A 10,773-nucleotide genomic window follows, 5' to 3' on the forward strand; every position below is an offset into this window, starting at 1 on the left:
ATGTGCTTGATGGTCTTGATTCCGTTCCAAAAAGAAGTGCGTCTAGGTAAATTCGCTGCCGGCAAACATGTTTTGCGTTTTGAAAACGGTGACGGAACTTATCTCGAAAAATCATTGATCGTTGAGTAATAAACTCAACCTTCGTTGGTCACTTTGGGGGTCCGCATAAGGGCCCTCAGTGATTTGATGGGCACCGACGGCAAACGATGATATAAGTAGAGATAGGGGAACGGTCCATGAAAAAACTTATTTTTATCTCATCTTTGTTTCTTGTGTCCTGCGGTGGAAAAAAAGATCTTCAATCCATCGAATGGCGAAAGGGGGACTCCCTCGCGCCACTGCAAAGTCTCAGCGAAGTGGACCTCGCCAAACCTTCCAAACTCCAGTCTCTTCATGAAGTCGTCGAATTCCGGGAGCAGAACGTTCAAGGCATCGCTGTTGAAAATAGCTTTGTTAAAAATCTGAAGGATCAATCCGGTGAAGAGGTTCTGGTTCGCGCTTCCATTTCCTTGGAGGAAGAAAAACTGAATAAGCTGAAACTCGAAGAATTTGCCCACAAGAAAGACTCTATTGCAAAAGATCTTCAAGCAGCGTTTCCGATTTTCAGGAAGTTCGCTCCTGAAAAAATTGAAACAATCATTGCACACCGACGGGGCTTCTATGAACCCTTGTGGCGTGTGGTGTATTCCGATCAAAAAGGTGTTCCCTGGGAAGTTCGCCTGAATAATCACCTTCAAGTGCGTGGTGTGAAGCGGGTGGGTTCGCAATTCCATGATACTGTGGCTTACATCTTTCCGAAGGGTCCGAAGAAAAGCCAAATCCAAGAAGTGGTGCTGAAGGGGTTGATGACTCAACCGACTCTGTCAAACTCTCGACTGCTGGTCAGCTCTCAAGCCTCTGCAAAAATTGTGAGTGTGACAGATCCACTTAAGTTCAATCCTCAAGACAGTCGTTTTGATCAGGTGCAGGTCTTCTATTTCTTGGAAGAATCCCTGAAGTGGTTTGAAAATAGACTTAATATCAAGATTCCATTTCAAATTCAGGCAGAGGTCCATGTTGGGGCTCCCGATAAGACAAACTCTGCTTTTTACTATCAAGGAAAAATTCGTATCGGCGCCGGGGATGATGAGACTTACTCGCGCATTCCTCAAGATCCGTCGATCGTGATTCATGAAAGTGTTCATGCCTTGGTGGATGCCGTGGCTCGCCTTCCTTATGAAGGAGAAGGCGGATCTCTGAATGAGGCCTTCGCGGATTTCTTTACGGCTTTACAGCTTAATAATCCCAATATGGGCGAAGCTGCTTACTTAAAAGGTCCTTTCCGTCGTTCTTTGGTGAATGATTATAAGCTCTCGGATAAAAACGGGGGGCTTTATCATGACTCTGGGATCGTGAGTGGGACTTTATGGTCGTTGTCGACTCGTTTGGGTGTCGAGAAGGGGCGACAGTTGGCTTTGCTGACTTTGAATCGTCTGGTCCCCAGCAGTGATCTTAAAGATTTCGGTTCCACTTTGAGGGACGTTTTGCCGCTTGTCTTAAGTTCTGAAGAAGATCTGGATGCGGCACGTGCGATTGTCACAGAGAGGGGCTTCTAATGATCTCCAGTGCGATCTTAGGATTATGGCTATTCACCAGCTTGATTTATCAAGGTGAGTCCATGCCATTGCCGAATCCCGCGCTGAAGATTCAATATCAGTTCGAAGACACAGGACTCAATACTCTTCGCTATCATCGCGAAGGGGAACAGGGATTTTGTGAACGTCGGGCGGTCTATGAGTTCGCCTCAGGAAAACTCGTACAACAAGTTGTGTGGGTGAATCCACAAAACGCCATCTGGTGTGATCAGGATGTAGACATGCGCCTGGGTTATCAGAGTTGGACTGAAGCTTGGTTGAAGGACGGAAAGTTGCATCTTGTGATTCAGATGGGCGAAGAAGATCTCATCTACGTTTGGGAAAAACAAAAAGAGTCTTCGCTCTAGTTTTCTCTTCTATTTTTCATTCTTATTTTCATTGTTGAACGACACTTGCTCTGAGTGATCTATCCATGTCAATATCATTCCTGACCGATGTGTCACTGAATGCTAGGAAGGATATTATGGCTCAGTTTGTATCTGCACAAGAAGCTCTTAAAGTTGTTAAATCCGGAAATAATGTTTTTATTCAGACTGCGGCGGCAACACCACAGCAGTTGGTGAAAGCGCTGACGGCGCGAGCCTCGGAGCTTCGTGATGTAAAAATCTATTCTATTCACACCGAGGGCGACTGTTCCTACGCTCACCCTGATTATGAAAAGAGTTTTGAGATTCACAGTTTTTTCAATGGTCACAATCTGCGTTCGATGCGTAAGAATATCAATCCCACGTTTGTGCCGATTTTTTTGAGTGAGATTCCGTCTCTTTTCTACAATGGCATCGTGCCGTTGGATGTGGCGTTGGTGCAGGTGTCTCCACCAGACAAACACGGCATGTGCAGCTTGGGGCCTTCTGTGGATGTGTCCCTTTCTGCAGTGCGAACCGCGAAGACCGTGATCGCGCAAGTGAATCCCAAGATGCCGCGCTCTTTTGGTGATGCGCAGATTGAGTTTTCAAAAGTTCACTTTGCTGTTGAGGTGGATGAAGAACTTTATTTGGCAAGTCCGGCAGCGCCCAGCGATGTTGAGTTGCAGATCGGAAAAAATATCGCCGCCTTGATCGAAGATGGTGCGACTTTGCAGATGGGGATCGGTGCGATTCCTGATGCTACATTGAAAGCACTGACTGGGCACAAAGACCTCGGTATTCACACGGAGATGTTCTCTGACGGCCTGGTGGACTTGTATAAAACGGGTGCCGTTACGAATAAATATAAGACCCGTATGACGGGGAAAATTGTATCAAGTTTTGCTTTGGGTTCACGCAAGACCTATGACTTCATCGACAATAATCCAATGGTGATTATGATGGATGCGGCTTACACCAACGATACACACATCATTCGTCAGAATCCCAAAGTGGTCGCGATCAATAGTGCCATCGAAGTGGATTTGACGGGTCAAGTGTGTGCGGACTCTATCGGAAACCGCATCTACTCTGGCGTGGGCGGACAGATGGACTTTATGCGAGGCGCGGCTTTGTCTAAAGGTGGTAAGCCCATCATCGCGTTGCCATCGACGACTTCTAAGGGGCAATCCAAGATCACACCTTTCCTGAAGGAAGGGGCCGGAGTGACGACAACCCGAGCTCATGTGCACTATATCGTGACGGAGCACGGTGTGGCTCACTTGCATGGCAAGACCTTGCAGGAGCGGGCTAAGGCACTTATTGCGATTGCAGCCCCTGAGTTCCGCGAGGATCTGGAAAAACAATCAAGAAAGGTTTTGGGTTTTTAAAAAAGAGCGGTATCCTGAAGACGTCTTAAAGAAGGGAAGTTTATGACCTATTTAAAATTGCTTCTGGTTGCCGCGCTGACTTTTTCATCGACTCTAGCTTTTTCTCAAGAACCACCGCGCCCAGGGGATCCTCAATTTGGAGCAGAAGGGCGCTTGGTGATTTTGAAGGTTGTGCCCGGGGATCGAACGGCCAAATTATTCTTTGTGGGTAAAAAGGCCGCCGAGATTGATTTTACCAAGGATCATAAGCTTCTTTCTGTGACTGCATTTAAAGACGGACAGACCGAGACTTTGAAATTTAAAAATAACGGGGACTCTTACGAAGTGTTGGATATGCCGGGCTGGAAGGGGCCTTACTCGTTAGGAGTGAAGTCTGAAATCAAGGGCAAGGTTGAAGAGCTTAAAGTGAAGATTCAACCTAGCAAACCCTAGAAAAGAAACTGGGTGATTTTATGGGACCTTCTTGAACACGGCTTTCTCAATAGCGGCAAGTCGACTTTCCACCGAAGGTCTTTCCATCGTATCGCGAAGATACTTATTTAAAAGTGATTGATAGGGCAAATGCTGTTTGCCAGCTTCTTTTTGAAGCCATAGAAATATATCCGCATCAATTCTGACACTCGTTTGTACTTTGGTTTCTTTGGGGTTTAACTTTGGTTTTTTTCTTACTTTACCCTTTGAGAAGTCATATTCTTTCTTCATATTTTTCGGCCTCGTTTTTTGTCGCCTTTCTCGCTGAAATAATTCTTATTTCATCTTCATATTTGTGCGCATAGACGACGGCAAGTAGTCTGGTGAAAGATGAAAATCCAATAATGATAAATCTTTGCTCACTATGTCTTAAATCTTCAATCTCTATGGACCTGTCCGAAAAAAGAACAGTAGCGGCTTCTTCAAAAGAAACCTTGTGCTTTTTGAAGTTTGTTTCCGCTTTTCTTGTATCCCAGCGAATGACAGTAATTACATTGTAATACATTGTATTTTGTGATTCAAGTCTATTCGGATTGCCCTGATTGAATATATTGGGCTTTGGTTTATTTTTCATTCCACACCGAGAGCCTTTTCTGGAGCAAATGTTTGCAGGCTCGGCAAGCCACTTTGGTGCCAGTGTTTAGTCAAAATATAGGATTTTCAAGGGGCGGATTCCGGCCCAAGTAGTTCTTAAGGGAGATTGTCAGATAAGTTGAATTTTATGGACGGGAGAATGCGGGCTTTTTTGGGCATTTACTATTTATGCCCAAAAAGCTTTTTCATTTTGATCAGATCACGAACGGCCTCCGGGACACACTGTTCCCACTGGGGGTCGTTTTTTTCTATCATTTTCATTACGTCAATCGAATGCAAATACTCTCCGGTTTCATCGCAACCCGAGATGTCGACGATCTGTTTATTCTCGATAAAATAGGAATAAATATGACGTAGATGCGGAGGAGGGAAGAAGCTCTTGGTCGTCAGACAAAGAGTGGGGGTTTTGTGAGGATAGATATAAAGTTTTGTTTTTTGTTCTAAGAGTTTACCAAGGCCTTCTAGGAGACCCCCCTCGAGGTTGTTATAGTGCTCTTCTGTAAAAAGCTTGTTGAGGTGGCTGGCGCCGACAACCAAGGCCATGAAGTGAGGATTGTAGCGACGTAAAAAGCGCTTCAAACCATAGAACAAGAAGAAGTTGGAAATCAGTACGTGTTGTCCCAGGCTTGTCAAAGTTTCGACACGTGCTAAGAAGTCCTTTTCATTGATGTGCCCGTCGGACTGAAGGTTGTGCATGGTCAGTTCAAGCATGGGCAGAACCTCCAGCGCTTTGCCTTCGGTTTTCAGGACGTCATCCTTAATTTGCGCCAGGCCCTTCTTTAGGACATCCAAATGGGTCACGGTGACCGGGCGGAAGGTGCCTCTTTGAATTAGCAAAGCCTTGCCGTAAACAGCGTCAGAAATATTTAGAATTTCATTGTTCGGGGAAAACAAGATGGCTTCTGCCAGTCCTCGTCGCACCAACTCTAAATTCATTAAGCGAACATCGAAGTGAGCAACGTCAGGTCCATGGAACTTGATAACGTCGATGACGATTTGGCCCTCTTTGAGGTTCTCTACAAGGTGAGGAATGAACTGTTCCACCTGATGAAGATGATAAAAGGCGCAGTTCAAAAGGTTGACGCCCAGAACTCCCAAGGCCTCTTGCTGTTGCAGACGATGACGATCCAACATGCGCACATGCAGAATGATGTCATTGCTGGGGCCGCCGGGTTCGGTTTGAAAACGCACGCCCATCCAGCCATGAGACTGTTTGGATGTTCCTGAAGAGGCGGTGGCAACGGTATTGGCAAAAGAAAAAAATCGTGAGTGGGGGCCTCGGGTTCCCGAAAGACGATCCACCAATAAGTCGTACTCATGGCCGAGCATTTTTAGCAAACGGGATTCGCAGACATAACGGCCATTGGCCTCGCGTCCGTAGATGTCATCACTGACAACCATGTCATAGGCTGAAATGGTTTTTGCAATTGTTTGAGAAGCTTTTCCTGCTTGGAAAAAATGGCGGGCAACTTCTTGGCCTGCGCCAATTTCGGCAAAGACACCATAGCGGCTGGTGTCCTTGTTAATCTTCAAAGCTTTTCCCGTGGTGTTTTCAGTGAGAGAAGACTCAGACATTACTTTTTCTCTCCTTCATTCTTATCTGCTTTCACCCATCCGGTGATAGCCAGACTCATCGCTTTTTCAATGGGCATATCCAAAGGGGTCAAACGATGGCGTGGCACCATCAGGGTGAAACCACCCAGTCCATAACTCATGGGAATGTAAACGGCGATACGATCGCCGGCATTTTGTTCAATGGTGGGAACGTCTTTGAAGTTTTCACGAGTCACAAGACCCATCGCGCGAATTCCCGATTCACCGAGGTCAACCAAAACCACTTTTTGCAATCCCCCCGGGCCGCCACCTTTTGAAAATAGATTCATCAGATCACGCAGGGGACTGTAGATGGCTTTGATAAAAGGCACTTGAGTCAAACGTTGTTCCATCTTTTGGAAAATGCCGCCAGCCAAAAGGTTATTGAGCATCAGCCCCAAGAGAAGAATCAAGATGACCGTAAGAAGGAAACCCAAGCCTGGAATATAGATGGGCAGGATTTGGCGAAGAGCATCCCCAAGGAAACTATCTACGATCGCGATCCCGGCATAGACAATGTAAATTGTCAGGGCAATCGGAAGAAAAGTTACGAGACCTTGCAAGAAGATTTTCTGAAGTTGTTTCATAGCTGGATGTCCTGTTCTCTGTACATTATCGGTTGAAAATAAGTATCAGCTAAGTCGAGCCTCTTCAAGCTCTTACGCCATCTCAAAAAGAGACACATTTTCTGCTCAACCTACCTAGACTTCCGACCGAAAAGAAAAGGGTCAAGAAGGAGAACCGGTGAAACGGATTCTAAGCTGTCTTTTTATTTCTTTAAACCTGATTAGCATCGCGGCGTGGGCTCAGCAGCAGCCCCCAGGGACGGCCGTTCCTGGCGAGTATCTGATCAAGTTTAAGGCCTCGTCTGGAGGAGCTGCCATAGCGCAGAATAAATTGATGGGAAAAGCTTCGTTAAAAGGCTCCTTTCCTGGTTTAGGCATCATGCAAGTGTCCATGAAGGGTGATGCCAACGAAAAGATCAATGTAGAGGCTCTTAAAAATGACCCCGACGTTGAGTATATCGAACCGAACTTTATTTTAGAGAAAAGTGAAGTCGCCCCCAACGGTCCCGTTGAGCGTTTGTCCTATGAACAACTTGTTTCTACGAATGCCGCGTCCACGGATCCTTCAACTTATGCGCAGTCCTCTGCCAATACTGGGGTGGCTGCGGCCTGGGTTGAAATGACGGCTCTGAGTCAGGTGAGCGACAAAGTGGTTGTTGCGGTGGTGGATACCGGCTTGGATAAACGTCATGATGTTTTTAAACCCTATGCGATGGGTGGGACGGGAGCTCTCTGGGTGAATGAGGCGGAAGCCAATGGACTCCCCGGTGTCGACGATGATCAAAATGGTTTTGTCGATGATATCAATGGTTGGAACTTTATTAATAACACGGGTAATTTTCTTGATGATGACGATCACGGAACACACGTTGCCGGTATCGTGGTGGGAGCGGGGCAAAACATTTTTGCTCGTCCTTTGCAGGAATCCAAAGTGCTTGTGATGCCGCTTAAATTTCTGGGAGCCGGAGGTTCGGGCTCTACGGCCAATGCAATTCGTGCGATCTATTATGCGGTTAACAATGGAGCCCGGGTGATTAATAATTCATGGGGAGGCGCCGCTTACAGCCGTGCTCTTCATGATGCGATTACTTATGCTTATGATCGCCGCGTTCTGGTTGTTTCCGCTGCGGGTAACTACGCCAGCAACAACGATCTGCAACCGATGTATCCTTCTAGCTATGATGTGCCTAGCAACCTGTCTGTAGCCTCGACAACGCGTTTTGATGATCTATCGAGCTTCTCAAATTACGGAGCCAATTCCGTTCATGTGGGAAGTCCCGGGGAATATATCGAGAGTACTGTTCCTGGGAATAAAACAATGAAGATGTCGGGCACCAGTATGGCGGCTCCGTTCGTGGCGGGGATGGCGGGTTTGGCCTTCCGTGAGGCGCCGTCGCTTTCTGGTTACCAGATGAAGCAACTGATTATGCAATCCGCAGATCAAAACAATTATCTCAATGGCCTGGTGTCGACCAGCGCACGCATTGATGCCCGCTATTTGATTGAGACATCAAAACAAATGGTGGCGATCGCCTCTGAACAACCCAGCTATAAACCATCCTATTTGGCAGAGCGAGCTCCAGCTGCGGAGAGTGGAGGAGCTGCTGCAGGGTGTGGTCTGGTCAAAGCCGTGACTCGGCAAGGTCCCGGATCGGGAAGTGGTGCAGGTGGTACAGCCGGAGTTGTCGTGGGTTTGCTCTTAGTTCCTTTGGTGTTATGGCAAGTCTTGCGTCTGTGTGATCCAAAAAATAAACGTCGCTATGAGCGCTTTAAAATGAACTCCGAAATTCGCGTCAGTGTCGGCGATCGAGAACTCATTGGAGCCGTGAATACGATCTCTGAAGGTGGACTGTCTTTCAATACGGATCAAGCTTTGGAAAAAGGTGGCATCGTCACGATGCGAATTCAAAGTCCCGATGGCCATGAAGTCATCGAGGTTCAAGGGCAGGTCGTCTGGTCGGAAAAGAATCAGGCGTATGGAGTGCAGTTCGCCAACGCCAAACAGGGAACTCTCGCGATGATTCGCGATTGGACTTCCGGCCTTATTAAAACTTAAAAATAGCAACCTTTAGAAGACAGCCTGTCTTTTATTTTGAATCTTGTGCTTTTTTTGTGCAAATCAATGTTTGTTTGATTTCTAGTGAGATGTTATAGTTGCACCGATGAGAATGTTCTTTTGCTTCTTGATTGTTCTTATGTTTTTCTTCCCACGCCTAGCGTACGAATGGATTAAAAGACGTTTTGGTCAAAATTTTCAGCTAAAGAGGCGGAAGAAATGAGATTAGCAATACTAGTTTTTGTATTTCTTGGGGCCGCATGCGCAACAAGGGTTCAAATGACTGATGCTCGTGCCTTGAATTACGCAAGAGTTCGAAGCTTAGTTGTTGGGAGTTCCACGGAAGGTGAGGTAAAGGGCATACTGGGTAGCCCCACGGGTAGAGTGTTGTCTCAAGGATATTACACTCTCCAGTATGATGATCCAGCATCGGGAGCTCAAAGATTGTCGATGAATTTTTCATCTGAAAATAACAAGCTTATGGATATTCTTTGGATTCCTCAGGAGGATGAACGGGAGTACTCATTGGATGGAGCGAAAGGTGGATTTGTAGGGGCTTCATTCAAAGAGACTCGTGAGGATGGGGCCAATCCTCATGCTCACTCGGTAGGAGGAGACATTTTCATTGACCAGAAGGCCGGTGTGACTATTCGGTATGACTCTATTCAAAAGGTAGTTGAGGCAATTGCGATATATTCTCCTAATGAGCGAATTCCTGCCGAAGAGAAGCCAGAGGCTAAGGCTCCGTATACTTTTTGAAACCATATTCTGTGGTTACAGTAAGACTCCGTGCAGAATGAGGCTGGCGACTGTGAAATAGATCACAAGCCCTGTGACGTCGACGATCGTAGCGACGGCCGGAGCGGAAGCTGAGGCGGGGTCAAATCCCACGCGCTTAAGAATAAAGGGCAGCATTGATCCTGAAATCGTACCCCAAAGAACAACTCCCAAAACACTGACGCACACTGTGGCGGCGACCAACATATAGTGGGTGGTGTAAAGAGTTTCACGATTTGGCCATACCATAATTCGAATAAAGCCGATCATCCCCAGCAACAAACCCAAACAAACACCTGTGACGACTTCTCTTCCTAGAACACGCCACCAGTCGCGCAGACGAACTTCACGAAGGGCAATCGCACGAATGATCAAGGTGGAGGCCTGCGATCCCGAGTTTCCTCCAGAGCTGATAATCAAAGGGATAAACATCGAAAGCACGACGGCTTTGGAAAGCTCGTCTTCAAAGAATGCCATGGCCGTGGCGGTGAACATTTCCCCTAGGAAAAGGATCAAAAGCCAGCCCCCACGCTTCTTTAACATTTCAAGCATCGAGATCTTCAAATAGGGAGCATCGAGGGTCTCAACCGCACCGATCTTATGGATATCCTCAGTGGCCTCTTCTTGAATGGCGGTCGCCACGTCATCGAAGGTCACAATCCCTTTCATGATACCGTGTTCGTCCACAACCGGAACGGCCATCAGATCTTGCTGAGCAAAGATGCGACCGATTTGTTCTTGGTCCATCTCAACGGGGACTTTCAAAACATCCGTGTGCATGATCTCGTCAATTTTTTTACCCGGCGCTGCCGAGAAAAGTTCACGGAAGGACACCACACCCAAAAGCTTTTGATCAGAATCCAAAACGTAAGCGTAATAAATGGTCTCAACGTGAGTTTTCGCCTGAATGCGAATGTAGCTGATCGCCTCATCCACGCTCATGTCAGGGCGCAGGCGGACGAAGCGGGAACTCATCAATCCCCCGGCCGCATCTTCGGCATAGGCCAAGAGGGCTGTGACCTCGCGACGGGTCTGGGGGTCTAGCAAAGACAGAATGTCTTCTTTCGAGTCCAGTCCCATTTCTTGAATTAAGTCGGCCACGTCATCGGGGGCCAGGAGGCGAATCCAAGAGCGTTTTTCAAGAGGAGCGGCCTCGGCAATGAGTTCGGCCTGGTCATGGGTCTTGAGGCTTAAAAAGAGCTCTTCAGCTTCCGTGCGGGGAAGTTCGAGAAACTTCTCGCGACGTTCTGCAGGGCTTAGAGCCGACCAGGTCTCAGACAGATTCAGAACGGAGTCTTGATCTTCATTTTTCTCAAGGACCTGGTTGTTGTTGTCCATCACCGCTCC

11 protein-coding genes are annotated in these 10,773 nt (G+C 47.2%); 6 read left to right on the plus strand and 5 right to left on the minus strand.

Features of this window, described 5'->3' with window-relative positions; all coding sequences use genetic code 11:
- The first annotated feature begins 236 nt into the window (after window positions 1–236).
- The 4 genes from ACM64D_RS10640 (at window position 237) to ACM64D_RS10655 (ending at window position 3,801) form a co-directional block, all read left to right on the plus strand.
- The gene (locus ACM64D_RS10640; protein ID WP_415063195.1) at window positions 237–1,595 is read left to right on the plus strand and encodes a hypothetical protein; all 1,359 of its coding nucleotides are present in this window, start codon (window positions 237–239) and stop codon (window positions 1,593–1,595) included.
- Entirely contained in the window at window positions 1,595–1,981 is a 387-nt protein-coding gene (locus tag ACM64D_RS10645) for a hypothetical protein (protein ID WP_415063196.1), read from the plus strand. Before ACM64D_RS10640 ends, ACM64D_RS10645 begins: the two co-directional genes overlap by 1 nt.
- A gap of 116 nt (window positions 1,982–2,097) precedes the next feature.
- Window positions 2,098–3,369, plus strand: a complete 1,272-nt coding sequence (locus tag ACM64D_RS10650) for an acetyl-CoA hydrolase/transferase family protein (RefSeq protein WP_415063197.1) — start codon at window positions 2,098–2,100, stop codon at window positions 3,367–3,369.
- Window positions 3,370–3,411: 42 nt separating this feature from the next.
- Window positions 3,412–3,801: a hypothetical protein gene (locus tag ACM64D_RS10655; RefSeq protein WP_415063198.1), complete on the plus strand. Its 390-nt coding sequence runs from the start codon at window positions 3,412–3,414 to the stop codon at window positions 3,799–3,801.
- An 18-nt stretch (window positions 3,802–3,819) separates the two neighbouring features.
- Here the strand turns inward: ACM64D_RS10655 and ACM64D_RS10660 are convergent, their stop codons facing one another.
- The 4 genes from ACM64D_RS10660 to ACM64D_RS10675 form a co-directional block, all read right to left on the minus strand.
- Window positions 3,820–4,071, minus strand: coding sequence for a BrnA antitoxin family protein (locus tag ACM64D_RS10660; RefSeq protein ID WP_415063199.1), 252 nt, complete (start codon window positions 4,069–4,071; stop codon window positions 3,820–3,822).
- Window positions 4,055–4,414, minus strand: coding sequence for a BrnT family toxin (locus ACM64D_RS10665; RefSeq protein WP_415063200.1), 360 nt, complete (start codon window positions 4,412–4,414; stop codon window positions 4,055–4,057). The genes ACM64D_RS10660 and ACM64D_RS10665 overlap by 17 nt, the downstream gene beginning before the upstream one ends.
- 182 nt (window positions 4,415–4,596) lie before the next feature.
- Window positions 4,597–6,009, minus strand: a complete 1,413-nt coding sequence (locus tag ACM64D_RS10670; protein WP_415063201.1) for a hypothetical protein — start codon at window positions 6,007–6,009, stop codon at window positions 4,597–4,599.
- Complete coding sequence (locus ACM64D_RS10675; RefSeq protein WP_415063202.1) at window positions 6,009–6,614, minus strand: DUF502 domain-containing protein; 606 nt, start codon at window positions 6,612–6,614, stop codon at window positions 6,009–6,011. Before ACM64D_RS10675 ends, ACM64D_RS10670 begins: the two co-directional genes overlap by 1 nt.
- A gap of 157 nt (window positions 6,615–6,771) precedes the next feature.
- Here ACM64D_RS10675 and ACM64D_RS10680 point away from each other — a divergent pair, with 157 nt between their 5' ends.
- Complete coding sequence (locus ACM64D_RS10680; protein WP_415063203.1) at window positions 6,772–8,649, plus strand: S8 family serine peptidase; 1,878 nt, start codon at window positions 6,772–6,774, stop codon at window positions 8,647–8,649.
- Window positions 8,650–8,928: 279 nt separating this feature from the next.
- A complete protein-coding gene (locus tag ACM64D_RS10685) occupies window positions 8,929–9,408 on the plus strand; it encodes a hypothetical protein (protein WP_415063204.1) in 480 nt (159 codons plus the stop codon).
- Window positions 9,409–9,423: 15 nt separating this feature from the next.
- On the opposite strand, the gene mgtE is transcribed toward ACM64D_RS10685, so the two are convergent.
- Window positions 9,424–10,764 carry a magnesium transporter gene (gene mgtE / locus ACM64D_RS10690; protein ID WP_415063205.1) on the minus strand — a complete coding sequence of 447 codons (1,341 nt, stop codon included), beginning with the start codon at window positions 10,762–10,764 and terminating at the stop codon, window positions 9,424–9,426.
- Between the last annotated feature and the right edge of the window lie 9 nt (window positions 10,765–10,773).

Source organism: Bdellovibrio sp. (genome assembly GCF_047637665.1).
Classification (GTDB): domain Bacteria; phylum Bdellovibrionota; class Bdellovibrionia; order Bdellovibrionales; family Bdellovibrionaceae; genus Bdellovibrio.